Below are 23898 nucleotides of genomic sequence, written 5' to 3'. Positions count from 1 at the left end.
TATGCGCGGACTTTGCCCCAATTGAAAAAGCAATGCAACACTGCGGAACAGGATCTGTTGATCGAGAATAATGACTTGACAGGTTGGTTTTTGGCGATTCGTCAGGCGCGACCAGTTTCTCGAGATTGCCATACCCAATGTCTCGATCATTTTCGCGACTGCCGCGATCGCTGAAGGATATTGACAGCCACAAATGAAAAAGGGGCGGATCAAACCGCCCCCTTGGTTCTTTTGGTTCCAGGTCTCTTCTAGAGGAACACCGTCACGATTGGCGGATAGATCAGCAGAACTGACAGGGCCAACAGTTGCAGGCAGATGAAGGGCAGGAACCCGCGGAAAATCTGCGTCAGCGTGATGTGGGGTGGCGCAACCGATTTCAGGTAGAATGCGGCCGGACCAAACGGTGGCGACAGGAAACTGACCTGCATGTTCATACAGAAGACCACACCAAACCAAATCGCCACATGGCGGGGGTTCAGTTCTCCAAAGACGCCGATTTCCTGAACTGGCAGTTTCAGAACGATCGGCAGGAACACCGGCATGATCAGCAGAACGATCCCAACCCAGTCCATGAACATGCCCATGATCAGGAAGATCAGCATCATCACGAGGATGATGGACATGGTCGGCAGTTCGGCGGCAAGGATCATGTTGGCCACGTAGGTCGGACCGCCCGCCAGCGTGTAGGCTGCAGCCAGCGCCGCCGCACCGATCGTGACCCAGATGATCGTACCGGTCGATTTCAGGGTGCGCACCAAGGCGTCCCAAACGATTTCGAAGGTCATTTCCCGGCGGATCAGGCCAATAGTGAACACGGCCACAACGCCCATACCCGCGGCTTCGGTGATCCCGGTGATCCCCATGTAGATGGATCCCAGAACAACGCCGATCACAACAACCGGAGCAATCAGGCCTTTGCCCATCTCCCAGCCTTTGGCGGTACGTTCTTTACCAATCATGAGCATGCAAACGCCGGCTAGGACGAACGCCCCGGCAATCCACGGCAGGTCTGCGACCATTCCGAGCGCAATCGGGTCTTCGCCCTCTTGCAACTGGTTTTGACCTGTCAGCGTAAAGAACAGCGCCCGCAGAAACAGAACGCCGATGATCCAAAGGGCGAACCGCGACAGGAACCCAAAGAACATCATCCATTTTTCACCGCCTTCAGGCTCGCCCGGTTCCGGCTCGGGCAACGGCGCAAGCGATGGATTCATCTGTGTCCGGACGATGATGTAGACGATAAAGAAAGACGCCAACATGAAGCCGGGCAAGAACGACGCTGTGAACAACGCCTTAATGGATGTCTCTGTGACCAGACCGTAGAAGATCAGAACAATCGACGGCGGGATCATTGTACCGAGCGAGCCAGAGGCGCAGATGGTGCCGATCGCAAGGTTCTGGTTGTATCCCAATCGCAGCATCTGGGGCAGGGCGATCAGACCCAGCAAGACAACCTCACCGCCGATGATGCCGGACATGGCAGCCATGATCACCGCCATGATGGAGGTGACAATAGCGATGCCGCCGCGTGCGCGGCTTAGCCAGACGTTCAACGAGTTGTACATGTCCTTGGCGATGCCCGAGCGTTCGAGCAGGGCGGCCATGAAGATAAACAACGGGATCGAAATCAGCACGTAGTTCGTCATTTGTCGGTAGACGGCTTGGCTAAGTACCGAAAGCGGCCCTTTGCCGAAGTCGCGGAACAGCAACTCTGGCCCGAATTTCATCAGTAGAACCAGCACCGCCAAAAAGGCCGATGCAAATCCAAGCGGCATACCAATGGCCAACAGGGCGAACATGCTCAGCAGCAGGACGAGGCTGAGCGTGCCGATGTCGCCGACCTTGATCCATGAGAAAAGCTCAAGAAATTCCATGCTATTTCTCCAAGGTCTTGCGGATGTTCTCGATTTCGACTTCGTCAACGTCGTCGAGACCGTGATGTTCTGGTGCCTTGTTCCAATCCGAGATCAGGTTTGACAGGGCCTGAAGCGCGACAAGGCAAATGATGATCAGGATGGCAGGCTTTACGATGCCGGGAATAGGTGGATCCCAGGCCGTGCCAAAGGTTTCCATCCGCAAGAAACGGCGCTCGGCGTCGTCGAACCCGCCCCAGACCATGGCAAAGGTAAAGAACCAGATCAGCAGCAGCGAGATGATGTCAGATGTCTTTTGCATCCAGCGGGGCATCAGGTCGTAGATCACGTAGATCCGGATGTGACTGCGCTGTTGCATGGCGTACTGCCCGGCAAACAAAAATACAAAACTTGCGATCCACAGCGATAGCTCGTTCGCCCAAAGCGTGGGCCGTGCAAAGACGTACCGCGACACCACTTCGTAGAACATCACAACGACGATCAACGCGGTCATGATCATCGCGATCCGCGAGCAGATCAGAGACATGATGTCAAAGAATCCGGCGGGTTCGGTTTCGATGCTTTCTCTGGTGTCCGAAAGGTAAATTGAAATGGCGAGGATCGCTCCGGCCAGTGTGAAGAGCATAATGGAAACGATCGGGCGCCCTTCGGGGCGGATCATTTCATGCATTCCGAGAGAGTCTTCGAAAAGCACCCGGTTAAACACCAACCAGGCGTAAAGCAGCAAGACAATGCCAGTCAGGCCGATTGCGATTTGCTTGACCGGTTTTCTTAGCGGTCCCAGCCAGACGCTTTCGCGCTCATCCATGCCTATCCTCCCCCGATAAGGCCTCGGCTTTTTCAGCCATTGTTCTTTGAGTTTTGGGCAATACGGGCCCGGAAAGCCGGGCCCGTATCTAAAGTTGGTTCAGGCGCAGTTGGCTAACAGCTGCGCCTGTTGACTTATTTGATCAGGCCGAGCTGACGCAGGTATGTCTTGTGGCTTTCCACAAGAGCGCCTGCTTCGGGGCTGCGGGTTGCCCAGTCATCCCAAGCCGCCTGAGCCGCAACGCGGAACTCTTTGCGGTCTTCATCCGACCATGCATAGAGCGTTACGCCCTGTTCCTGCAGAGCTGCTGCGGCTTCTGTGTTGGCCTTTTCGTTCGCCATGGCGATCTGGAAGGACAGTTTCTGCCACGCAGTTTCGACGATGCGACGCTGCTGTTCGGTCAGGCCGTCCCAGACGTCCTTGTTGCAGGCCAGGTGGTCAGACGGCATCGAGTGGAAGCCAGGGTAGTTGGCGTGCTTAACGATGTCATACAGACCCAGACCGACGTTGTTGGCCAGACCGGATGCGTCCGCACCGTCGATGATGCCGGTTTCAAGCGCGGTAAAGATTTCGGTGAAATCCATCACGATGGGCGATGCGCCCAGCTTTTCGAAGATCTCTGTTTCCATGCCCGGAGGCGAACGGAATTTCCAGCCTTTCAGGTCGTCGGGTCCCGCGATTGGGCGCGAGGAAGCAAAGCTTTCCTGACCGTAGATGGCCCAGCCGATCAGCTGCATGTTCTGTGCGTTGTACAGTTCCTGTGCAGCGTCATAGCCGCCACCGTAGTACAGCCACGAGTACTGCTGCCAAGGTGTGTCGTAACCACCCATGATGTCGCCGACGAACTGGAACGCAGGGTTCTTACCGGTCTGGTAAGCGCCGCCGGTCGCGTCGCAGTCGATGATGCCGTTGATCGCCGCGTCGAAGGTTTCAACCGTCGCAACAACCGAAGACGAGTAGAACATCTCGATCGTGATGTCGCCGCCGGACATTGTCTGGATGTCGTCAATCCATGTAGCCAGCATCTTGCCGGTTGGGTGCTCGGTCGCATAGTGCGTCTGAATGCGCAGAGTGACCGGATCGGCTGCCACAGCACCGGCCATCATTGCCGTTGCCGCACCTGCCATGAGAATGGACTTGAAGTTCATATTTTCCTCCCATTAAGGCCGAAGCCGACCTTACCTTTTTTGTTTTGCGCACCCTGTGAGCGCGCTACGGATGGTATACCATCACCAAGACGCTAGCGAATGGCGTATCGACAATCAACGATTTTTGGTATACCAAATTCAATCGTTGCTCAGGGGATGGCATCTGCTTGCTTCTTATGGCGTGCCGGTTTGTGAGCGTGGCCATAGAAAAGAATATAGAATAAAGGCTGCCAGATGGCGGATGAGACGCTACCACAACAAATCGCTACGCGTTTGCGCAGGGATATTCTGCGCGGCAAACTCGAACCAGGACACAGTATCAAGGAACGGGATAACGCCAATGAATTAGGCGTTAGCCGAACTCCAATGCGCGAGGCGATTCGCATTCTCGCGACCGAGGGTTTGGTGATTCTGCGGCCTGCGCGTAGTCCGATCGTAGCCAAGCCGAGTTTCAAACAGATCGCCGACAACATCGAAGTGCTTTCCGCGCTCGAACTTCTGTCTGCCGATCTGGCTTGTCAGAATGCGACCTCGGATCAGATCGACAGCATTGCCGAAGCGGACGCACGTATGACGCGCCAGTACGAAACGCTTGATCCGGTGGACCTGTTTGAACTGGATATGGATTTTCACATTGCGATTGCGCAAGCCTCCAACAATGCCGTTCTCGTGGAAACCCACCGTGCCATTCTCGCCCGGATGTGGCGCGCACGGTACCTTGCCGCACGGCGTAAACGCAGCCGCGACCGGGTGATCCGCCAACATGGATTGATCGTGGAGGGCCTCAAGGCGCGGGACCCTGATGCCGTTCGGATCACGCTGCAGGATCACCTCGAACATTTGCTGGTCAACGTGCGCGAGTACTTCGAAAATGAAGAAAAGCAAGACAACGACAAGACCGCTCGCGAACTGGTCAAGTAACCCCCATATTTCCGTAAAACCCGATCGAAAAGGAAACGAACCGAATGAAATTATTGCGTTTTGGACCGCAAGGACAAGAAAAGCCAGGTATCTTGGACACATCTGGCGCGGTCCGGGATCTGTCGGGCAAGACCCCAGATTTCTCAGGCGATGCCGTATCCCTAGACGCGCTGGATGCAATCCGCGCGATTGATGTAGACAGCCTGCCTGTTGTGGAAAACCCGGGGCGCATCGGTTCTTGTCTGGCGTCAGTCCCCAACTTCTTTTGTGTTGGCCTGAACTACGCGAAACATGCCGAAGAGACCGGGGCGGATAAACCGGCAGAACCCATTTTGTTTTCCAAGGCCTCGTCGTCTTTGTCAGGCCCGTTTGACGAGGTGCATATCCCGCGCACATCCAAAAAGACGGACTGGGAAGTCGAGCTGGGCGTCGTTATCGGCCGTGAAACGCTCTATGTTTCCGAAGCGGATGCGCTGTCACATGTGGCAGGCTATTGCACCATCAATGATGTATCCGAGCGGGCGTTTCAGGCCGAACGCGGCGGGCAGTGGATCAAAGGCAAGTCTGCTCCGACATTCGGCCCGACCGGTCCTTGGCTCGTTACCGCCGACGAGGTGCCGGACCCGCAAGCGCTTCGGCTCTGGTTGTCTTTGAACGGCGAGGTTGTGCAGGACAGCGATACGTCGGACATGATCTTTTCGGTGGCTGAAATTGTATCCTACATGAGCCAGTTCATGAAGCTGATGCCGGGCGACATCATTGCAACCGGAACGCCCTCGGGCGTTGGGTTGGGAATGAACCCGCAGCGTTTCTTGAACCCCGGTGATGTCATGGAACTGGAGGTCGAAGGTTTGGGCAAACAGCGTCAAGAGGCCGTCGCGGCCCTTTGAACGGTATAAGAGCAATCGCACCACAGGCCCATCGGCTGCGTGGTGCGGTTCCCTTTGACCAAAGCGCCATTCAGTGAATCAGCGACCCGCCGTTCACATCGACCTCGGATCCCGTGACATAGGCCGCAAGATCCGATGCAAGGAACAGGGCGCATCCGGCCACGTCCGAGGCCTTGCCGGCGCGACCCATTGGAATCCCTTCCAGAATTTGTGCCTTCATCTCTGGTGTCAGCTTGCCGGCGGTGATGTCGGTTGCGATGAAACCCGGGCATATGGCGTTGGCGCGAATACCGTCGGGCGCCAGTTCGCGGGCCATAGCCTTGGTCAGCCCAAGAATGCCAGCCTTGGCTGCGGAATAATGCGGGCCGCCGAATATCCCGCCGCCGCGCTGCGCGGACACTGAAGACATGTTGACGATTGATCCGCTGCCGCGTTCGCGCATATGCGGGATGAGCGCCTGGCTCATGTTCAGTGTGCCGCGCAAGTTCACATCCAGCACTGCATCATAGTTTTCCGGTTCGATCTGCATGATCTTGAGCGGCTGGGTGATCCCGGCGTTGTTGACCAGAATGTCTACGGTCTGCATGTCTTCCAGTATATTGCGCACGACCGTGTCGCATTGGGATTTGCTGGTCACATCGCAGGCGATTCCGCGATGGCCGGATCCCGGAAGAGTGTCTGCTTCGGACTGGGCCGCGGCTTGATCCAGATCGAGAATACAGATCCGCGCGCCGTGCTCTGCAAAGAGCATTGCGCAGGCTTTGCCCAACCCGCGTGGCGACGCAGCACCGGTGATGATTGCTGTTTTGCCTTCCAGCAGAGCCATGTCAGTTCTCCTTGTCTTCATGGGAGGCCATCAGAGCTTCGTAGGCGCGCAACACCTGGCTGTCGTCAGCTTTGCCCAGACCCATGCCGGATGCGGCAATGAACATCTGATGCGCCAGTGCCGCCAGTGGCAGGGACGCGCCTGCATCGCGGCCGGTTTGTAGAACCAGCCCGATGTCCTTCACAAAAATATCGACAGACGATTTGCAGGGTGGGTCCTGCATCATCATGCGTGGACCCCGATCGCCCAGCATCCAGCTGTTCCCAGCCGAGCCGGTTACAATGTCGAACAGGGTTTGCGGATCGCATCCGGCCTTTGTTCCAAGTGCCATCAATTCGGCGGCCGCAGCGATATGCACGCCCGCCGCCAATTGGTGCACGACTTTGTATGTGGCGCCCATGCCGGGCGCGTCCCCGAGCTGGTGCACCGTGCCTGCCATTGCCTCAAGCACCTGACCCGCGCGCTCAAAGGCCGAAGCGCTGCCCGAAGCCATGAACGTCAGGGTTCCGGCATCGGCCCCGACCTGTCCGCCCGAAACCGGCGCGTCGAGCAACTGGTGCCCCATGGTCTCCAGCGTCTGGCCGATGTCCCGCGCTTCTGATGGGGCAACGGTCGAGCACAGCATGACGGTTGCGCCCGGTGCCAAGGCGGCGGCGGCACCCTGATCGAACAACACGTCTTTGGCCTGCGCGGCATTCACGACCATGACGATCAAAAGTGTGCAGTCTTGCGCCGCTTCTGCTGGGCCGGTTGCGGCGATGCCTCCGGCCTCGGCAAACCGCTGGCGTGCCGCGTCGAAGATATCGTATCCGCGCAATTCCATGCCTGCGTCCATGATGTTCCGGGCCATGCCCATACCCATCGATCCAAGACCGATGATCGCTTGCTGCGTCATGTCTATTCCTTCAGCCATGTTTTGACCGATGCAGCGATTGCATCAACCGTGATCCCGTATTGTGCGTGCAGTGTCGGCAACGCGCCCGCATCCAGAAATTCGTCAGGTAGTCCGATCTGCCGGAATGTCGCCGTGACGCCGCCCTGCATCAGACAGGCTGCCACCGCCTCTCCCAAGCCGCCGGTGACAGAGTGGTTTTCCGCTGCAACCACCAGACGCCCACCTTTGGCAGCCTGTTTCAGAATGGTGGCTTTGTCCAAAGGCTTGATCGTCGGCGAATGTAAAACGGCGCAGGATACTCCGTCGCGGGCCAGCGCCTTGGCTGCGTCAAGCGTCCGCATGGTCATGATCCCGGAGGAAATGAAAAGAACGTCCGTGCCGTCCTGCAGTAACTTGGCCTTGCCAATTTCAAACGCATAGTCGTAATCGCCCAGAACGTTTGGCACCTGACCGCGCAACAACCGCATATATACCGGACCGGGATGGTCGGCGATGGCGCGGGTGGCTTGCTGGGTGTCGATGGCATCGCAAGGGTCCAACACGGTTAGTCCGGGCATCGCCCGCATAATAGCGAGATCTTCGGTGGCCTGATGCGATGGGCCATAGCCGGTGGTCAGGCCGGGCAGCGCGCAGCAGATCTTGACCGGCAGGGCTTCTTCCGCGATCGCCATGCAGATAAAGTCATAGGCGCGCCGGGCAGCGAAAACCGCATAGGTGGTTGCGAAGGGCGTAAAGCCTTCGCGCGCCAAGCCGGCGGCGGCTGACATCAGAACCTGTTCGGCCATGCCCATTTGATAGAACCGGTCCGGATGTGCCTGCGCAAAGACATGTAGGTCGGTGTATTTGGACAGATCAGCTGACAGACCGACAATATCGGCGCGATGCTCTGCCAGTTCCGCCAGCGTATTGCCAAAGGGCGCGGCAATTGTATCGCGGCCTTCTGAATCCAAGGATGCAATCATGGCCGAAGTGGCCTGTTTCTGGTTCGGGGCCTTGCGTGCCTTGAACTTTGACAGACGCCGCGAATTTGGCGGAATGGGTGGCTCTGACACGGGGATCACTCCGGCTTGTTGGCATCATGAATGGCGAGCGCCTTTGTCCACTCGTCCGCCTCAACGCGGACGAAATGGGTGATCTCGCGCTCTTCCAGAAACGGGATGCCCTTGCACATGGTTGTGTTGCAGATGATGACACGGGGGCAGGGGGCGCGATGGTTTCGCGCTACGTCGAATGCAGAGACGAGCGCATCCAGATCGTTGCCGTCAATTTCCTGTGCGAACCAGCCAAAGGCCTGCCATTGCGCAGACTGCGAGCCGCGGGCCAAGGCCTGGGTAGTTTTGCCGTCGGCCTGCTGATCGTTGAAATCGACAATGGCGATGAGGTTGTCCAGCCCGTGCTGAGCGGCGGACATGACCGCCTCCCATGTGGATCCTTCGCCCAGTTCCCCATCCGACAGCAGATTGTAGACAAAAGCCGGGTTGGCTTTGCGCTTCAGGCCCATGGCTGCACCGACAGCGATGCCCAAGCCATGACCAAGCGATCCGCCGGTGATTTCCATGCCGGGCGTATAGGCTGCCATGCCCGACATGGGCATACGGCTTTCGTCCATTCCGTAGGTTTCGATCTCGTCTTCGGGCAGAATGCCTGCCTCGATCAGAGCAGCGTAGAGCGCGATCGCATAGTGTCCGATGGACAGATAGAACCGGTCTCGTCCCTCCCACTCGGGATCGTCTGCCCGATAGGTCATTGCGTGGAAATAAGATGTGGCCAGCAAGTCCGCGGCCCCCAGCGCCTGACCGATGTATCCTTGCCCCTGCACCTGCGCCATCAGCAGCGCGTGACGACGAATAGCCCAGGCGCGCCGGGCAAGGCTGGTGTTTGAAAGGCGGGTGTTTGTGGCTTGGGTCACGGGCACATCCAAAATGGTATACCAAATTATTCAAGCACAGAGCACCACTCCTTTGACAGGCTTGCAAGTGGTTTCTTCATAGCACCTGTTAACCATTCGTTAAGAAAAGTTAACAATTCGCATTGCATGCGGTGGTCGGAGTTCTGACATTGGACAGATGTTGAGACTCTCTTGCATTGCTGCACTTGTGTCCTCGATCTGGCTTGGCGCTGCTGCGGCGCAAGACCTGACCGGGACGATCCGCGTTGTTGATGGTGATACGTTTGCCGTCGCCGGCCAAACCATCCGCATTTTTGGCATCGATGCCCCAGAAACCGACCAGATGTGCGGGGGTTTCGGAACGCCGATGTGGGGCTGCGGCGCTTGGGTGTCTGGCGAGGTGCGGGCGCGTTTCGGCGGTCGGCGGGCGCGGTGTGAGACCGTTGATGTCGACCGGTATCAACGCATCGTGGCGCGTTGTTATGTAGACGGTGCCGACGTTGGCAAATCGCTTGTCGCCGAGGGTCTGGCTTTTGCTTTTCGCAAATATTCATGGGACTACGATCTTGATGAAAAGGGCGCCGCTGTGACCGGGCGTGGTTTGCATGGTCAGGGTGTCGAAAATCCGGCGGCCTTTCGTGCAAATGCCCGCGCGGGTCACGCTGCGCAATCTATGCAGCAGGCTCCTGATGGCTGTGTAATCAAGGGCAATATCAGCGCCGACGGCAAACGCATTTACCATATCCCGGGCCAAAGCTGGTACGCACGTACAGTTGTGAAAACCTCTGATGGTGAACGATGGTTTTGTTCCGAGGCCGAAGCCCGTCAGGCCGGGTGGCGCCGCGCCCGTCGGTAAGGCTGATTTTACGAAATTTTCGGGCAATTTGATCCGGGTCAAAGTGCCGGCGCTGAGGGCGTGCCAGACTGCATTTGTAAACAGGAATGCGAGAGGAGACGCGACATGTCCAACACCCCTCATGAACTTGCAGAAGAGTTCCCGGAATTCGTCGAGAAAATGAGCGCGCTAAAGCAAGACGATGCTCATTTTGCCAAGCTCGCGGATGAGTATCACACTTTGAACCGGCAAGTGCACCGGGCTGAAACCAACGTAGAGCCGATGGAGCAGCTGGCCGAAGAAGCGTTGCGCAAGCAGCGTGCCCTGTTGAAAGACAAGATCTGGGGCATGCTCAACGCGTAAGCCTCGGGGAGGCGACGCCGCGCTCCGACTGATATGGTCGGAGCGCTTCTAGTATGCCCCGTCCAGAACGGCCCGGATGGCATTGAGCATGGTCCGTGACTGCGGTCTGGTTTTGGACCCGAATGTGCCTGCAACGCTGCCATCCGGCGCAATCAGAACTTTGTTGAAATTCCATGTTGGCGCAAAGCCCGTCTCTTGCCTTACCCATTGATAGAACGCGTGCGCATCTGGACCGGTCACTGTTGTGATGTCGGTCATCGGAAGGGTCAGGTCAAAATTCACCTCGCAGAACGCTTGCACGTCTTTTGCACTGGCCAGTTCCTGTCTGAAATCGTTTGAGGGAACCGCCAGCACGACCAAGCCCTGTTTGCTGAACCGTTCATGCAATGCCTGCAGACCGTTGTACTGATGCGTGTAGCCGCAGCGAGAGGCGGTGTTCACCACCAAAACAGGTTGGCCTTTCCAGTCGGAAAACCGCAACATTCCACCGTCAACACTGGCAAAGGAAAAGGTTTGCGCAGCCGTCGCCGCCGCGGCGGTCAGGGCCCAAATGATCATTGCCAGCATCTTGTGCATCGTCGTCTCCTTTGCCCTTCAAATTAGCGGTGCGCTGCGCGCGTCAAGTCTGCCGCCGAATTGGGCGCTTGGATGGCACGGGAAAATGACTATCTTGATGGCATAGCCAACACGGGAACAGGGTCATGATGGGTGACGAGGAAAAGGTTGATGGGCGGCTGAACGGCGAACAGCCCACGGTCGAACGTGATGGGCTGCCAGTACGGCTGCTTTACGTTGTGATCATCTGGGTGATGCTGAGCCTTGCGCAAACGGTGCTGGGGGTCGCGACGATTGTTCAGTTTGTCCTGATGGCGTTGAACCAAGGCAAACCAAACGAACGTCTGGCCGATTTCGGTACCGATCTGGGTATTTGGATGGCCAAGGCTGCCCGGTATCAAACCGGTGCTTCAGACGTAAAGCCTTGGCCTTGGACGGAACTGGATTGATGCAGGGCCTGCGCGGGTGCTTGGTCTGAGTTCTGCACGGTCACGAAAGGATACGACATGGCTGGCGGTTGGAGCCGCGACGGTGCGGTGAACGAGCAAATCGAGGCGTCAATTGCCGATGAACTTGCACGCCTAAAGGCGCGGCCTCAGCCAAAGGGCGAAAGCCTGACCCATTGTGCAGAATGCGAAGAAGAAATTCCGCAGCCCCGCCGAGAGGCCTTGCCCGGTGTCAAACTATGTCTGGATTGCGCATCGGAACGCGACAGCGCGGTGCAGCTACGGGGTGGGATCAACCGGCGTGGATCCAAGGACAGTCAGTTGAAGTAACCCGAACTATCCCTGCCTTTGCTGAACGACCAGCGACCCCAGACCGGAAAAGGCGATCAGCACTAGACCAACCAGCGCCAGCGCATCGGGCCAGTCGCCAAAGACCAGTACGCCCAGAATGGTTGCGGATACCAATTGCGTATAAACCAATGGTGCAACGAGGCTTGCCTCAGCCGAGCGATTGGCCAGAACCAGCAGATAGTTTCCGGCAGCAGACCCAAGCGCACTGATGGCGATCAAGACTATCAGAAACGATGACATTTCGGGCAGCTTGATCTGAAGCCCGAGTGGCGCCAGCAAAACAGCCCCGATCAACAGTTGCGAAATGAGCAGAAAACCAGCGCGAAATGCCCCGGCTGTCGCGCGCGTCATAGCCAGATAGGCCCCATAGAAAATCCCTGCCAGCAGCGCAAACCCCATGCCGGGCGTTGCGCCGAAGCCGGGTTTGACCACAAGCATGACACCGGCAAATCCCAGTGCCAAAAGCAAGCTGCGCTGCGTCGACGGTCGTTCGCCCAAAAACAGGATCGCCAGCACATACGACACGATGGGGCCGATGAAAAACGCCCCGAAAACATCCGCGATCGGCTCAGTCTTTAGCGCGGTCAGGATCGAACAGATCCCACAGACAATGAAAATCGCCCGCAGGACCACCCGCCAATCGGCCAACTGGCCGAGTTCGCGGCGTTTTAACCCGCTGAAAGGCAGCAAGATCACCGCCGCAATGCCGAACCGGGACCAAGCAACAAAGATCGGTGCGACCCCTTGGGCAGTCAGAAGCTTGCCCGCCGTGTCGCCAATCACCACACAGGTCACAGCTGTGAACACCATGACGGCCAGACGAACCAATTCCCGTGCCTGCATGAATAGCCCTCTGCCAGATGGGCTTCTGGCTATCACGCCTGCACGGATATCAGAAGTCGCGGTTAAGCCGGATCAGCCTTCCATAGCCTCCAGCTCGTCAATAAAGCCTTCGATCATCGACAGCCCCTTGTCCCAGAACTTTGGATCCGATGCATCGAGGCCAAAGGGTGCCAGCAGTGCCTTGTGATGCTTGGACCCGCCCGCCTTTAGCATGTCGAAGTATTTGTCCTGGAACCCTTCTGGCTGCTCTTGGTAGGCGGCATACAGCGCGTTCACGAGGCCATCACCAAATGCGTAGGCATAGACATAGAAAGGCGAATGGACGAAGTGCGGGATGTAGGCCCAGAACGTCTCATAGCCCGGCATGAATTCAAATACCGGGCCGAGACTTTCGGCCTGCACACTCATCCAAAGCGCGTTGATGTCATCCGGAGTCAGTTCGCCGCCACGCCGTGCCTCGTGCAGTTTGCATTCAAAGTCGTAAAAGGCGATCTGGCGTACAACGGTGTTGATCATGTCTTCGACCTTGCCCGCCAGCATGACCTTGCGTTCCGCCTGATCTTTTGCCCCGTCGAGCATTTTCTGGAAGGTCAGCATTTCGCCAAAGACCGACGCGGTTTCGGCCAGCGTCAGTGGCGTGGACGCCAGCATTTCACCCTGACCGGCAGCAAGTACCTGATGCACGCCATGGCCCAGCTCATGCGCGAGGGTCATCACGTCGCGCGGTTTGCCGAGATAGTTCAGCATGATGTACGGGTGAACATCCGTTACGGTCGGATGGGCGAACGCGCCCGGTGCCTTGCCCGGCTTCACAGCCGCATCAATCCAGCCTTTGCTAAAGAACGGCTCGGCGATTTCCGCCATGCGCGGATCGAACCCGGCGTAGGCTGACATCACGGTGTCGCGCGCTTCGTCCCAGTTCACGGTGCGGGTGGTTTCCATCGGCAATGGCGCGTTGCGGTCCCAGACCTGCATTGTTTCCAGCCCCAGCCACTTGGCCTTGAGGGCATAGTAGCGATGGGACAAACGCGGATAGGCGGCGACAACCGCATTGCGCAGCGCTTCGACGACCTCGGGCTCCACGTCGTTTGACAGGTGGCGCCCGGTTTGCGGGGTTGGCATGCCACGCCATCTGTCCATGATTTCCTTTTCCTTGGCCTGTGTGTTGTGAACACGGGCAAAGGTGCGGATGTTGTCGGCAAAGACACGGGCCAATTCTTCGGTCGCGGCCTGACGTGTTGGGCGATCCTGTTCGGTCAGCAGGTTCAGTGTGCCCTCGATGTTCAGCGGCTCGCCGTTCACTTCGAATTCCAGACCGGCAATCGTTTCGTCAAACAGACGTTCCCATGCATCCCCGACCACTCCAAGATCGTGCAGGAATTTCTCCATCTCATCCGATAGCTGGTAAGGCTTCATCGCGCGGATGCGGTCAAAGGCGGGCTTGTATCTGGCCAGAGCATCATTTGCTGCAAAATGGTCATCCAGAACGGTGTCATCGAGACGGTTCAGCTCAAGCGTGAAAAAGACCAGCGGTGTGGTGTAAACGGTGACCTTTTCCTGACAATCAGACATGAACTTGGTGCGGTCGCTGTCGGTGGTCAGTTGGTAGTAACGCAGACCGGCAAAGGACATGATGCGTCCGGCGATGGCCTCAATCTTTTCGTGCCGTTCAACCGCGTTCAGCCAACCTGTAGCATCCAGATCGGTCAGCTTGCCTTCGTAGTCAGCCGCAAAGTTGGCACAGGCCTGTTCCAGCCAAGCCATATCGTCAGCCAGTTCCTTTGAATCCTGCGATGGATAGAGGTCCGTCAGGTCCCACTCGGGAAGTTTGCCAAGATCGCGCCCACCGGCGGAGGCGTTGGCGTCAAACAGCGGTTTGCATGTGTTGCGGATCATTGGTGCAGCTCCTGTTTCGTTGCCCAACAGGTAAGCCGCGGGCCTGCATGGCTCAAGGGCAAAACGCCGGAAATGGTGCCGTTGAAAGGAATAGGCATTCCGTTCTCCAGTCGCGCCAAGACAGCGCGCCCTAGCCGTACTGGTCCAGCATCGCTTTGAGATCATCCAGTGTGTTGGCTTCTTGTGCGGATTTGTCGTGGCGCCATCGTGCCATACGCGGAAACCGCAGTGCGATCCCCGACTTGTGACGCGGCGAAGCTTGAATGCCTTCAAAGGCGATTTCGAAGACATGCTCGGGGCGCACTTGCCTGACGGGTCCAAAGCGTTGCAGCGTGTTCTTGCGGACCCAAGCCGTGATCTGGCCGAACTCGGCGTCGGTCAGACCGGAATAGGCCTTGGTAAAGGGGACAAGATCATTCCCGTTCCAGACGGCAAAGGTGTAGTCCGTAAACAAAGTGGCGCGGCGCCCGTGTCCTTGCTGCGCGTAGATCATCACCGCATCGATTGTCAGCGGATCGAGCTTCCATTTCCACCAGTCGCCTTTCTTGCGGCCGGATTTGTACGGGGCATCCAGCCGTTTGAGCATGATCCCTTCGGCCTTTTCTTCGCGTGCTTGGCTGCGCACATCAGCCAGCATCTTCCAATCGTCGAAACGGATTGCGGGAGAGGGGCGCACCGGGGCGTCGTCGGGCAGGGTGGTCAACAGTGTTTCCAACACCTTGCGCCGATCGCCCAAAGGAACCGGGCGCATGTCCTGCCCCCTGTGTTCCAGCAGGTCGTAGGCCAGCATGATCACCGGAGCATCGCGCAGCAGTTTCTTGGGTACGATCTTGCGCCCGATACGGGGCTGAAGCGTCGAAAAACCCATGGGTTGCTGACCGTCCCAAGTGACGATCTCACCATCCAGAACGGTGCCGTCTGGCAAAAAATCGACTGCACGCGCAAATTCGGGAAACCGGTCCGTTATCAGCTCTTCGCCACGCGACCACAGGTGATGGGACCCGCCTCGCAGGATCAATTGTCCTCGAATGCCGTCCCATTTCCATTCGGCCTGCCAATCCTTGTGTGAACCCAGTTCCGCGACATCCCCCTCAAGCTGGTAGGCAAGATAAAACGGGTAGGGCCGGCTTTCGTCGGCGCTGGCGTCGTCTGCTTCGATCAGATCGTGGTAGGTCGTGGTCTCAGGCGTCCAGCCGCCCATCAGCTTATGCGCCAGAACCGCTTCGTCCTGTTGCGTGGCCTGTGCCAAGGCGCGGGTCATCAGTTTCTGGCTGACCCCGATGCGAAACCCGCCTGTGATCAGCTTGTTGAACAAAAACCGCTCGGTTGGATCAAGTTGATCCCAAGCATCGAAAATCCGCTCTTTGCGGGTCTCTTCATCCACGTCATGCAGTCCGCGCAGAACCTCGATCCAGTGGGTCAGCGAAAGATCGGATTGGCGGCTGGCGGGCGGCAGGATGAGGGCGATGGTCTCCGCCAAATCGCCGACAATCGGATAGCTGTCTTCCAGCAACCACAGCGGCACTCCAGCTTGTTCCGCGGCCCAGGCGCGCAGTTGTGTCGTGGTCACCGCACGTTTCGGGCGGCGCCCGGAAAAAAGCGCGATGCACCATAATTTGTCCGGATCGCTGGCGGTTTCAAAGAATGCTGCCAGCGCCTTGGTTTTCAGCGTCGTTTTGGTCGTCTGGTCGATGGCGGTGAAAAGCGCGGCAAACTCTTTCATCCGTTTTGCGCCCCCGGCTCTTCGCCGGTTTCCTCTTCCATGCTGCCGAACTCGGTCGGCACGACGGTCGCGTCATATCCCTTTTCGGACAGATAGCGCGCAAAGATTTCGGTATAGCCGTGTGTCGTGAATATGCGGTCTGCCCCGGTTTCCTTGATTGCCGTCAGCAAGCCGCGCCAGTCGGCGTGATCGGAAACGACAAACCCTCGGTCCATCGCTCGCCTGCGTCGCACACCCCGAAGCCGCATCCACCCAGAGGCAAAGGCAGAAGACGACGGGCCAAACCGGCTTGCCCATTTTGACCCAAGCGCTGAAGGCGGCGCGACAATCAAGGCGCCGGGGTAATCCTTTGGATCGAGCTCTGCAGTCACCTGAACGGTTTCAGGCAAATTATAGCCCTGGGCGCGCAACACCAAATTGGTTGCCTCAACCGCGCCATGGGTGAGGATCGGCCCGATGCCGGGGTCTATCATGTGCAGCAGGCGCTGGGCCTTGCCCAGTGAATAGGCGCCAAGAATGCTTGCACGCCCGCCGGCGGCATTCTGTGCCCACCATGCGTTGATTTCATTTGCCACGGTTTGCTGCGCAGCCCAGTTGAATACAGGCAGTCCGAAGGTGCACTCCGTTATGAAGGCATGACAGGGAACCGGCTCGAAAGGTTCGCAAAATCCGTCCGGTTCAGTTTTGTAGTCCCCGGACGCAACCCAGACTTCGCCGCCCACCTCGACGCGAATTTGCGCCGATCCCGGCAGATGGCCCGCCGGGTGGAACGAAACCGACGCGTCGCCAATCTGGCGGGTTTCTCCAAATTCAACAGCTTCTGACCGAATGTCACCCAAACGGTGCTTCATCACAGGCAAAGCGGCGCTGGTTGCGAGATAGCGGGCATGTCCCGGGCGGGCATGGTCCGCGTGACCATGCGTGATCAACGCGCGGTCCACGGGCCGCCACGGATCAATGTAAAAATCGCCGGCCGCGCAATAAATGCCGCGATCGGTAAAGGATAAAACCGGTTCAGTCATTTGTACGACAATATAGAGGGCTTGCGTGTTCCGGGAAGGGCGGTCAATTTGGCGCGAACTCAAGGAGGATGCCATGCGCACAAGAACTTTCCGCGACAAAATGCTGAGCGGCGTGCCGCTGGCGGGGACCTTTCTGAAGACCCCGGCCATCCCTTTGATCGAGGTTCTGGCGCAGTCAGATCTGGATTTCATCTGTCTTGATCTGGAACATGCGCCTTTCGACCGGGCCGGCATGGACGGATGTCTGGCCGTCGCACGGGCCCTTGATTTTCCCGTTCTTGTCCGCGTGGGCGATTCCAGCCCGCGGGAAATCCTGCAGGCACTGGACAGCGGTGCTGTTGGTTTGGTGATCCCGCATGTGGATACCGTGGAAAAAGCCGAGGCGGCCGCCAAGGCTGGCCGTTTTGGGCTGGGCGGTCGCGGTTTTGCCGGGTCCAGCCGCTGGGCTGGCTATGCGACACGCCCCATGGACGAAGTGCTTGCACAAAGCCGTGACGAAACCATCGTGATTGCCCAAATCGAAGAGCCCGCCGGCGTCGATGCGGTTGACGGGATCGCCGCGACAGACGGGATAGACGGGTTGTTTTTGGGGCCCGCGGATCTGTCTGTCAGTTATGGGCACGACCATCAGGGCAGCGATGATCTGAAAAACGCATTGAAGCGTGTTGGGGACGCAGCGAAGAAAGCCAATGTGGCCTACATGAGCTTTGTACCCAACGGCGCAGTGGCCAAGGACTGGGCTGCGGCCTATGGCGTGACGATGTTCTTTATTGCCTCTGAACATGCATGGATGCGGGCGGGGGCCAATGCTGATGCCGCGCAAGTGCACGAAATCGACTGATCAATCTTGGGCGTGACCCGGACGGGTTGCGCCTAGCGGATTGTTCCGAGGAATTTTCCGATAAAGGCCCGGTTCTGTTCTGCTGTACGCAGTCCGAAAATCGCCTTGCCTGTTGTTCGGGCCGGGCCCACTGTCTTGATCGTCAACGGGGCGCCGTTCAGACCCTGCACCTGCACCACCCGTCCTGCCGCGATATCCTTGCCCTTGGCCTGTCCGGGCCACCGTTCGGCCCGTATCGTGACACTGACCAGATGGTCTTTGTAGAATGTGTAGGCGCTCAATGAATCCAGCCAGACACCTTTGTGCTTGCGTGCGCCCTGAACGGTTTCCCACCGCCCGGCCTTGGTGGTGATCGATCCGCGGTGCAGGCCGCCGTGCCACTTTTTGCCCTTGCGAAAGCTGTCGGCAATCCTGTCCGTGAAGCTGGATAAATTGGTGAACTTGGCCTTGTTTCGATCGCAACTGATGGTGACAAAGATCATCGGCACGGGGTTGTCCACAATCGGAGCAATCGGCTGCAACGCGTCGATGACATCGGAGTTCAGTTTGCTTTTGAACTGAACGCTGCTTTTCGTCTTGGACGCGGAAGAGGGCCAGCGTTTGTCCACCCCGGCCCGGAGGCCGTGACAGCCGGATATCCTGGTAACCGCTGGTTTGTAGGGGATTGTCGTCAGATCGAGTTTTGCAGGTTTTCCGGGTTGGCCAAACCCGCTTTCGTAGTGCCCAATGGCCTTGGCGATCTGCTGCGGGTTCGCCGAGGCGGAAATGGCGGGCCCGAGCAAAGCAAGCGCCGCTGCCGCTGCGTAGATCGTTTTCAACATTGATTTGCTTTCAATTTTGGCCGGACTGAATGCGACACGGTATTTGTAGCGCATGGAATCCCAGCTTACGCCTTGTGGTAGAGCAGGTCACATGCAAACTTTATTGCTGTTTTGGGCGCATGTCGCATTCCCTCCAACATGGGTCGGGCAGGATAAGCGCGCAGGGGTCTTGCGCGCTATTGAACGGACAAAGTTCAGGAGCATGGTTTATGAAAACCCAAGTCAAAGCATTGATCGTTGGCGGCGGCGCCGTCGGAACTTCTATCGCGTATCATCTGGCCAAGGCTGGCTGGGATGACGTTATGCTGCTCGAACGGGATGAGCTGACCTCGGGTTCCACGTGGCATGCTGCCGGTCTGCTGCCCTACTTCAACATGAGCTATGCGACCACGCACATCCATGACTATTCGATCAAGTTCTACAAAACGCTTGAGGAAGAAACCGGTCTGAACGCGGGCTTCGCGGTTGTCGGCAATCTGCGCATGGCACAGACCGATGAACGTATGGATGAATATCGCCTCTATGCCTCAACAGCGGAAACAGTTGGGGTTCCTTACGTTTTCCTGACACCGGATGAGATCAAGGAGCGTTGGCCCTTGATCCGGACAGAGGATCTCAAGGGCGCGCTCTATCACCACACGGATGGTTATATTAACCCGGCCGACGTGACGATGGCGATGGCCAAAGGTGCGCGGCAGCGCGGTGTTGCCATCGAACGCAAGTGGCAGGCCGATGCCTTCCATTGGAATGGCGACGCATGGGAAGTGACCTGCACCAAGATGGTCGAAAAGGGCGGCAACCTGATCCCGTCTGACGAACAGATTGTCATCACCGCTGAACATGTTGTCACGGCCTCGGGCAACCATGCGCAGCGCACGGCCAAGATGCTGGGCATTAAGATGCCCGCGATCCCGGTCGAGCATCAGTTCATCGTGATGGATCAGGATCCAACGCTGGTGGACTGGCGCAAGGAAGGCAATCCAGAACATCCGGTGATCCGGGACGCGGACGCCCAATCCTATGTGCGCGAAGAACGCGGTGGCTGGATTTTGGGGGTCTACGAGCATGGTGCGCCTGCGCGCTTTGAACATGGTGTGCCGGACAGCTTCCGTGCAGATCTGTTCGAGTTGGATCTCGAACGGATTGAAGACCAGTACATGGCGATGATCCACCGCGTGCCGTCCTGCGAGGAAAGTGGGCTCAAGAACGATTTCAACGGACCGATCTGTTACACACCTGATGGCAACCCGCTGGTTGGCCCGGCACCCGGTTTGCGCAACATGTGGCTGGCCGAAGGCTTCTCGTTTGGGATCACCGCTGCGGGCGGAACCGGTTACTATCTGGCCCAGATGATGGTCGACGGTGAGGCCGAGATCGACATGGCCAGCCTTGACCCCAAACGCTATTCGCAAAGCTGGATGACCACAGAGTTCGCCGCACGCAAGAACGAAGAATGCTACGAGCATGTCTATATCCTTCACCATCCGGATGAAGAGCGTGAAGCCTGCCGTCCGCTGCGCACCGCACCGGCCTATGACCGTCAAAAAGCGTTGGGCGCTCAATTTGGCTGGGTGAATGGCTGGGAACGGCCGAACTACTACGGCCCTCTGGATGCGCCCGAGAATTTTGACCACGACGCGCGCAGCTTCCGCCGCGGCGGTTGGTGGCAATACGCAGTTGAAGAGGCCAGGGCGATCCGTGAAGGGGTTGGCCTGATCGATGCAACGGCCTTTACCAAGCACCGTATCAGCGGGCCGGGCGCGACAGCGTTCCTCGATTGGTTCACCTGCAACAAGCTGCCCAAGGTCGGCCGCATCAACCTGACCTATGCGCTGACAGCCCATGGCACCACCCGCACCGAATACACCATCGTGCGAGAAGCCGAAGATGACTACTATCTCGTCTCTGCCGGAGCCTGGACCGAATACGATCAGGACTTCCTCTACAAAGCCATTGAGGACAAAGAAGCTGACTTTGGACGCATCAATAAAGAGGATGTGACGACCAAGTGGGGCGTCTTTGCCATCGCCGGACCGAAAACACGCGACGTTCTGCGTGAGGTTATCGGCGATGCTGATCCGGACACTGCGTTGTCCAACAAGCGGTTCCCATGGCTTTCTGCGCGCAACATTGAACTGGGTATGTGCCCGGTCAAGGCGATCCGCGTAGCCTATACAGGTGAGCTGGGCTGGGAGCTGCATCATCCGATCGAGATGCAGAACTACCTTTGGGATCTGCTGATGAAGGCGGGCGAAAATCACGGGCTGAAGCCGGTTGGTGCCCGGGCTCAGAACTGGCTGCGGCAGGAAAAATCCTATCGGGCCTTTGGGAACGAGTTGGGCCGCGATGCAACGCCGATCGAGGCTGACCTGCCGCGGTTTGTGGATCTGTCCAAGGAATTCAACGGCAAGGCACCGATGGAAGCACTGGGCGTGCGCTCCAAGTGCTGCACAGTGTTGATTGACGGGCCCGAGGACGCGGATCCTTGGGGTCGCGAGGCGCTCTACACCGAAGACGGGACGCGCGTTGGGCGCCTGACGTCGGGTGGCTATTCTGTCGCTTTCGGCAAGAGCATCGGTATGGGCTACGTCAAGCCGGAGCTTGCGGTCGAAGGCACCAAGCTGAAGGTGCTGATCATGGGTGAAAAGTGGGATGCGGTCGTGACCTGTGACAGCCCCTACGATCCCAAAAACGAAACCATCCGCAAAGACGGATAGGCCAGCTTTAATCGGCTGCGCGCTGGGGCGGCATACAGGATATCCTGTATGCCGCCTTTTCTTTTGCGGCCTTCAAAAGAACGGTGGAAACAATTTGTCACGTGTTGCGGTGTTTGAAAGTTATGTTATAACATAACGATACTTGTGAAGCCGAAGTGACCCGCGACATGCCAAACAATTGTGGCACGACAACATTGAAGCGCGCCCGCCGCGCCGGAAACCCGATGCAGGACTACGACGCCTTGCCGCGTGAATTGCGCCATTGGGTGTCGAGCGCGGCGCTGCCGTGGCGCGCAAAGTCAGTTCGAGCCGCCTATGACAGGGCTTTGGCCCGCACCGGCAATCCCCAAAAAGCGTTGGAAGAGTTGGACGGAATCCAACGCTGGCTTGTGACCAAAGACGTGGCTCGCATCTGGGGCAAAGATCACCCTTCGGCCCGGGCGGTTTCCTAGGCCAATTCCCACTCACCCAATGTTGCTCCGGTCCTTTTCACTTTCGTGTTTATGCTGCCACGCGCGGCTTGACCTTCCCCTTGCTGGAACCGCTAGTTTGGTTGCAAAGGCGCTGAACACGCAGCCGAAAGTGTACAACATTGGCTGAGCAGAAACCGCCACCGGATATAGGAAACAACCATGCGAAAACCCTTCTTGGCCATGACACTGTCGTTGACCCTGTGTGCCACTTGGATCGCCGCGCATACCGGTGTTTCGAACCCGGCTGTGCTAAAGCGCATGGAATCGATGAAACAACAGCAGGACGCCACCAAGGTTCTCGGGCAGATGGCCAAGGGTGAAACGCCGTTTGACCCCAAGCAAGCGAACCTTGCGGTGGCTAAGATTGCAAAACACGCTGGCGAAACGATCGCGTTGTTTCGGGCGCAAGAAAACGACCCGAAATCAGAGGCGCTCCCATCAATCTGGGAAAATTTTGCGGACTTCGAGCTTAGGGCCGAGGCGCTTGAAACTTTGACGCGTGAATTGGCGGGCACTCTGGAAACCCGGCAAGATTTGAACGCTGGATTGGCCCGTCTGGGTGCGGCTTGTAAATCCTGCCATCAGGAGTACCGCAAATGATGGCGCTTGGGATGGATCACGGACCATGGGCAGCCTGTGTGGCACGGCTTCGTGGGCGATCCCATTGGGCGAGTGTTCTTTTCGGATTTGTCATGGCCTTGGCAGGGACGAATGCCGCGCACGCTGGGCATGAATTGGACGGTCGCGATCTGGTCGCCGGCAAAACACTCTATGCCGATAACTGCGCAGCGTGTCATGGAGCTGATCTTGAGGGTGCCCCTGACTGGCAGGTTCCGGATGAAAATGGTGTCTTGCCTGCGCCGCCGCATGACGAAACTGGCCACACTTGGCATCATTCGAATGTGCAGAATTTCGACTACACCAAACTTGGCGGTGCAAAGATCGTAGAGCGTATGGGCCTGTCTTCGTTTACCAGCGGGATGCCCGGTTTCGAAGGCCAGCTGACGGACGATGAGATATGGAACATTCTTGCCTTCATTCATTCCAACTGGCCCGAGGACATTCAAGCGCTGCATCAAACGCGCAATCCCCCACATGAGTGAAACTGGGTTCAGACTCAGGGTGTCCGGCGATCAATGATTGATCACGCCGTTTGTTTCCGGCACTGAAGGATCAGGCGGCTCAACGTGGCACGGCGATCGCATTGTGAATTGCCGCCGCGCATCCGGCCTCTAGGTCATTCAGAAGTTGGCAATCAGGAAGAGAGCAAAACATGGGTTTGAACGTTTATCTGTCCGGCGAAATTCACACCGATTGGCGTGAACAGATCATGTCCGGTGCCCAAGGACTGGATGTGACCTTTAATGCGCCGGTGACAGATCATGATGCCAGTGATGATTGTGGGGTCTCGATCCTTGGCGAAGAGCCGAACAAATATTGGCATGACCATAAGGGCGCGATGGTGAATGCGATCCGGACGCGCAAGGGAATTGCCGATGCGGATGTCGTGGTTGTGCGTTTTGGCGAAAAGTACAAGCAGTGGAATGCGGCCTTTGACGCGGGCTATGCCAGCGCATTGGGTAAATCATTGATCATTCTGCAGCAGCCGGAACACGATCACGCGCTCAAAGAAGTTGATGCCGCGGCTTTGGCTGTTGCCCGTACACCTGAACAGGTCGTTCAGATCCTGCGCTATGTGTTGACCGGGGCGCTGCCCGCCTAATGGATGCAAGGCCGGGCGCGATGCCCGGCCTTGCAGTGT

General features: G+C 57.7%; 25 protein-coding genes. 12 read left to right on the top strand and 13 right to left on the bottom strand.

The genetic code is table 11. The features are described 5' to 3' along the window. Window positions 1-248: 248 nt before the first annotated feature. The 3 genes from PFY00_RS15610 to PFY00_RS15600 all read right to left on the bottom strand — a co-directional run bounded on the left by PFY00_RS15610 (window position 249) and on the right by PFY00_RS15600 (window position 3830). Window positions 249-1874: a TRAP transporter large permease gene (locus tag PFY00_RS15610; RefSeq protein ID WP_271433516.1), complete on the bottom strand. Its 1626-nt coding sequence runs from the start codon at window positions 1872-1874 to the stop codon at window positions 249-251. A 1-nt stretch (window position 1875) separates the two neighbouring features. After that, entirely contained in the window at window positions 1876-2682 is an 807-nt protein-coding gene (locus PFY00_RS15605; protein WP_271433515.1) for a TRAP transporter small permease subunit, read from the bottom strand. A 134-nt stretch (window positions 2683-2816) separates the two neighbouring features. Next, on the bottom strand, window positions 2817-3830 hold the full coding sequence (locus tag PFY00_RS15600) for a TRAP transporter substrate-binding protein (protein ID WP_271433514.1): 1014 nt from the start codon (window positions 3828-3830) through the stop codon (window positions 2817-2819). Between the two features lie 234 nt (window positions 3831-4064). On the opposite strand from PFY00_RS15600, the gene PFY00_RS15595 reads away from it, so the two are divergent. Both PFY00_RS15595 and PFY00_RS15590 read left to right on the top strand, forming a co-directional pair. Next, on the top strand, window positions 4065-4751 hold the full coding sequence (locus tag PFY00_RS15595) for a GntR family transcriptional regulator (protein ID WP_271433513.1): 687 nt from the start codon (window positions 4065-4067) through the stop codon (window positions 4749-4751). Window positions 4752-4795: 44 nt separating this feature from the next. Then, complete coding sequence (locus PFY00_RS15590) at window positions 4796-5641, top strand: fumarylacetoacetate hydrolase family protein (RefSeq protein WP_271433512.1); 846 nt, start codon at window positions 4796-4798, stop codon at window positions 5639-5641. Window positions 5642-5711: 70 nt separating this feature from the next. On the opposite strand, the gene PFY00_RS15585 is transcribed toward PFY00_RS15590, so the two are convergent. From PFY00_RS15585 to PFY00_RS15570, 4 genes are read right to left on the bottom strand one after another with little or no spacing between them, the layout of a single operon-like run. Continuing rightward, entirely contained in the window at window positions 5712-6467 is a 756-nt protein-coding gene (locus tag PFY00_RS15585) for an SDR family NAD(P)-dependent oxidoreductase (RefSeq protein WP_271433511.1), read from the bottom strand. A gap of 1 nt (window position 6468) precedes the next feature. Beyond that, window positions 6469-7362, bottom strand: coding sequence for an NAD(P)-dependent oxidoreductase (locus PFY00_RS15580; RefSeq protein WP_271433510.1), 894 nt, complete (start codon window positions 7360-7362; stop codon window positions 6469-6471). Between the two features lie 2 nt (window positions 7363-7364). Further along, window positions 7365-8414 carry a transketolase family protein gene (locus PFY00_RS15575; RefSeq protein ID WP_271433509.1) on the bottom strand — a complete coding sequence of 350 codons (1050 nt, stop codon included), beginning with the start codon at window positions 8412-8414 and terminating at the stop codon, window positions 7365-7367. 5 nt (window positions 8415-8419) lie between these two features. After that, entirely contained in the window at window positions 8420-9271 is an 852-nt protein-coding gene (locus PFY00_RS15570) for a transketolase (RefSeq protein WP_271433508.1), read from the bottom strand. Between the two features lie 157 nt (window positions 9272-9428). Here PFY00_RS15570 and PFY00_RS15565 point away from each other — a divergent pair, with 157 nt between their 5' ends. Together PFY00_RS15565 and PFY00_RS15560 are read left to right on the top strand one after the other, a co-directional pair. After that, window positions 9429-10106, top strand: coding sequence for a thermonuclease family protein (locus PFY00_RS15565; protein ID WP_271433507.1), 678 nt, complete (start codon window positions 9429-9431; stop codon window positions 10104-10106). Window positions 10107-10211: 105 nt separating this feature from the next. Further along, the gene (locus PFY00_RS15560; protein ID WP_271433506.1) at window positions 10212-10448 is read left to right on the top strand and encodes a YdcH family protein; all 237 of its coding nucleotides are present in this window, start codon (window positions 10212-10214) and stop codon (window positions 10446-10448) included. Window positions 10449-10496: 48 nt separating this feature from the next. On the opposite strand, the gene PFY00_RS15555 is transcribed toward PFY00_RS15560, so the two are convergent. Beyond that, window positions 10497-11024, bottom strand: coding sequence for a glutathione peroxidase (locus PFY00_RS15555; protein WP_271433505.1), 528 nt, complete (start codon window positions 11022-11024; stop codon window positions 10497-10499). A gap of 125 nt (window positions 11025-11149) precedes the next feature. Between PFY00_RS15555 and PFY00_RS15550 the strand changes: the two genes are divergently transcribed. Continuing rightward, window positions 11150-11452 (top strand): DUF4389 domain-containing protein, encoded by a 303-nt coding sequence (locus PFY00_RS15550; RefSeq protein WP_271433504.1) that lies wholly within the window; start codon window positions 11150-11152, stop codon window positions 11450-11452. Window positions 11453-11509: 57 nt separating this feature from the next. Continuing rightward, window positions 11510-11779, top strand: coding sequence for a DksA/TraR family C4-type zinc finger protein (locus PFY00_RS15545; protein ID WP_271433503.1), 270 nt, complete (start codon window positions 11510-11512; stop codon window positions 11777-11779). Window positions 11780-11785: 6 nt separating this feature from the next. Here the strand turns inward: PFY00_RS15545 and PFY00_RS15540 are convergent, their stop codons facing one another. The 4 genes from PFY00_RS15540 to PFY00_RS15525 form a co-directional block, all read right to left on the bottom strand. Beyond that, window positions 11786-12643, bottom strand: a complete 858-nt coding sequence (locus tag PFY00_RS15540) for a DMT family transporter (protein WP_271433502.1) — start codon at window positions 12641-12643, stop codon at window positions 11786-11788. A 72-nt stretch (window positions 12644-12715) separates the two neighbouring features. Beyond that, window positions 12716-14539: a M3 family oligoendopeptidase gene (locus PFY00_RS15535; protein WP_271433501.1), complete on the bottom strand. Its 1824-nt coding sequence runs from the start codon at window positions 14537-14539 to the stop codon at window positions 12716-12718. A 130-nt stretch (window positions 14540-14669) separates the two neighbouring features. Then, window positions 14670-16262 carry an ATP-dependent DNA ligase gene (locus PFY00_RS15530; RefSeq protein ID WP_271433500.1) on the bottom strand — a complete coding sequence of 531 codons (1593 nt, stop codon included), beginning with the start codon at window positions 16260-16262 and terminating at the stop codon, window positions 14670-14672. Further along, the gene (locus PFY00_RS15525) at window positions 16259-17284 is read right to left on the bottom strand and encodes a ligase-associated DNA damage response exonuclease (protein ID WP_271433499.1); all 1026 of its coding nucleotides are present in this window, start codon (window positions 17282-17284) and stop codon (window positions 16259-16261) included. Before PFY00_RS15525 ends, PFY00_RS15530 begins: the two co-directional genes overlap by 4 nt. A 73-nt stretch (window positions 17285-17357) precedes the next feature. Here PFY00_RS15525 and PFY00_RS15520 point away from each other — a divergent pair, with 73 nt between their 5' ends. After that, window positions 17358-18125 (top strand): HpcH/HpaI aldolase family protein, encoded by a 768-nt coding sequence (locus tag PFY00_RS15520; RefSeq protein ID WP_271433498.1) that lies wholly within the window; start codon window positions 17358-17360, stop codon window positions 18123-18125. A gap of 32 nt (window positions 18126-18157) precedes the next feature. Here PFY00_RS15520 and PFY00_RS15515 read toward each other — a convergent pair whose 3' ends face one another. Next, window positions 18158-18946: a hypothetical protein gene (locus PFY00_RS15515; RefSeq protein WP_271433497.1), complete on the bottom strand. Its 789-nt coding sequence runs from the start codon at window positions 18944-18946 to the stop codon at window positions 18158-18160. A gap of 209 nt (window positions 18947-19155) precedes the next feature. Here PFY00_RS15515 and PFY00_RS15510 point away from each other — a divergent pair, with 209 nt between their 5' ends. The 5 genes from PFY00_RS15510 (at window position 19156) to PFY00_RS15490 (ending at window position 23859) form a co-directional block, all read left to right on the top strand. Next, the gene (locus PFY00_RS15510; protein WP_271433496.1) at window positions 19156-21663 is read left to right on the top strand and encodes a GcvT family protein; all 2508 of its coding nucleotides are present in this window, start codon (window positions 19156-19158) and stop codon (window positions 21661-21663) included. Window positions 21664-21830: 167 nt separating this feature from the next. Next, complete coding sequence (locus PFY00_RS15505) at window positions 21831-22115, top strand: DUF6525 family protein (RefSeq protein WP_271433495.1); 285 nt, start codon at window positions 21831-21833, stop codon at window positions 22113-22115. Between the two features lie 180 nt (window positions 22116-22295). Beyond that, window positions 22296-22736: a c-type cytochrome gene (locus tag PFY00_RS15500; RefSeq protein WP_271433494.1), complete on the top strand. Its 441-nt coding sequence runs from the start codon at window positions 22296-22298 to the stop codon at window positions 22734-22736. Continuing rightward, window positions 22733-23239, top strand: coding sequence for a c-type cytochrome (locus tag PFY00_RS15495; protein ID WP_408648470.1), 507 nt, complete (start codon window positions 22733-22735; stop codon window positions 23237-23239). Before PFY00_RS15500 ends, PFY00_RS15495 begins: the two co-directional genes overlap by 4 nt. 170 nt (window positions 23240-23409) lie before the next feature. Then, a complete protein-coding gene (locus tag PFY00_RS15490) occupies window positions 23410-23859 on the top strand; it encodes a YtoQ family protein (protein WP_271433493.1) in 450 nt (149 codons plus the stop codon). Window positions 23860-23898: the final 39 nt, after the last annotated feature.

The sequence above is a fragment of the Thalassococcus lentus genome (genome assembly GCF_028023555.1).
In the GTDB taxonomy this organism is placed as follows: domain Bacteria; phylum Pseudomonadota; class Alphaproteobacteria; order Rhodobacterales; family Rhodobacteraceae; genus Thalassococcus_A; species Thalassococcus_A lentus.
The sequence above is the reverse complement of the archived record's forward strand: the minus strand, read 5'-3'. Positions and strand labels throughout refer to the sequence as shown.

Coding starts and splice junctions, on each gene's coding strand:
- PFY00_RS15555 (WP_271433505.1), bottom strand. CDS start 11,024: ATGCACAAGATGCTGGCAATGATCATTTGGGCCCTGACCGCCGCGGCG.
- PFY00_RS15535 (WP_271433501.1), bottom strand. CDS start 14,539: ATGATCCGCAACACATGCAAACCGCTGTTTGACGCCAACGCCTCCGCC.
- PFY00_RS15560 (WP_271433506.1), top strand. CDS start 10,212: ATGTCCAACACCCCTCATGAACTTGCAGAAGAGTTCCCGGAATTCGTC.
- PFY00_RS15600 (WP_271433514.1), bottom strand. CDS start 3,830: ATGAACTTCAAGTCCATTCTCATGGCAGGTGCGGCAACGGCAATGATG.
- PFY00_RS15545 (WP_271433503.1), top strand. CDS start 11,510: ATGGCTGGCGGTTGGAGCCGCGACGGTGCGGTGAACGAGCAAATCGAG.
- PFY00_RS15490 (WP_271433493.1), top strand. CDS start 23,410: ATGGGTTTGAACGTTTATCTGTCCGGCGAAATTCACACCGATTGGCGT.
- PFY00_RS15610 (WP_271433516.1), bottom strand. CDS start 1,874: ATGGAATTTCTTGAGCTTTTCTCATGGATCAAGGTCGGCGACATCGGC.
- PFY00_RS15500 (WP_271433494.1), top strand. CDS start 22,296: ATGCGAAAACCCTTCTTGGCCATGACACTGTCGTTGACCCTGTGTGCC.
- PFY00_RS15525 (WP_271433499.1), bottom strand. CDS start 17,284: ATGACTGAACCGGTTTTATCCTTTACCGATCGCGGCATTTATTGCGCG.
- PFY00_RS15540 (WP_271433502.1), bottom strand. CDS start 12,643: ATGCAGGCACGGGAATTGGTTCGTCTGGCCGTCATGGTGTTCACAGCT.
- PFY00_RS15530 (WP_271433500.1), bottom strand. CDS start 16,262: ATGAAAGAGTTTGCCGCGCTTTTCACCGCCATCGACCAGACGACCAAA.
- PFY00_RS15495 (WP_408648470.1), top strand. CDS start 22,733: ATGATGGCGCTTGGGATGGATCACGGACCATGGGCAGCCTGTGTGGCA.
- PFY00_RS15580 (WP_271433510.1), bottom strand. CDS start 7,362: ATGACGCAGCAAGCGATCATCGGTCTTGGATCGATGGGTATGGGCATG.
- PFY00_RS15590 (WP_271433512.1), top strand. CDS start 4,796: ATGAAATTATTGCGTTTTGGACCGCAAGGACAAGAAAAGCCAGGTATC.
- PFY00_RS15595 (WP_271433513.1), top strand. CDS start 4,065: ATGGCGGATGAGACGCTACCACAACAAATCGCTACGCGTTTGCGCAGG.
- PFY00_RS15505 (WP_271433495.1), top strand. CDS start 21,831: ATGCCAAACAATTGTGGCACGACAACATTGAAGCGCGCCCGCCGCGCC.
- PFY00_RS15520 (WP_271433498.1), top strand. CDS start 17,358: ATGCGCACAAGAACTTTCCGCGACAAAATGCTGAGCGGCGTGCCGCTG.
- PFY00_RS15510 (WP_271433496.1), top strand. CDS start 19,156: ATGAAAACCCAAGTCAAAGCATTGATCGTTGGCGGCGGCGCCGTCGGA.
- PFY00_RS15585 (WP_271433511.1), bottom strand. CDS start 6,467: ATGGCTCTGCTGGAAGGCAAAACAGCAATCATCACCGGTGCTGCGTCG.
- PFY00_RS15515 (WP_271433497.1), bottom strand. CDS start 18,946: ATGTTGAAAACGATCTACGCAGCGGCAGCGGCGCTTGCTTTGCTCGGG.
- PFY00_RS15565 (WP_271433507.1), top strand. CDS start 9,429: ATGTTGAGACTCTCTTGCATTGCTGCACTTGTGTCCTCGATCTGGCTT.
- PFY00_RS15605 (WP_271433515.1), bottom strand. CDS start 2,682: ATGGATGAGCGCGAAAGCGTCTGGCTGGGACCGCTAAGAAAACCGGTC.
- PFY00_RS15550 (WP_271433504.1), top strand. CDS start 11,150: ATGATGGGTGACGAGGAAAAGGTTGATGGGCGGCTGAACGGCGAACAG.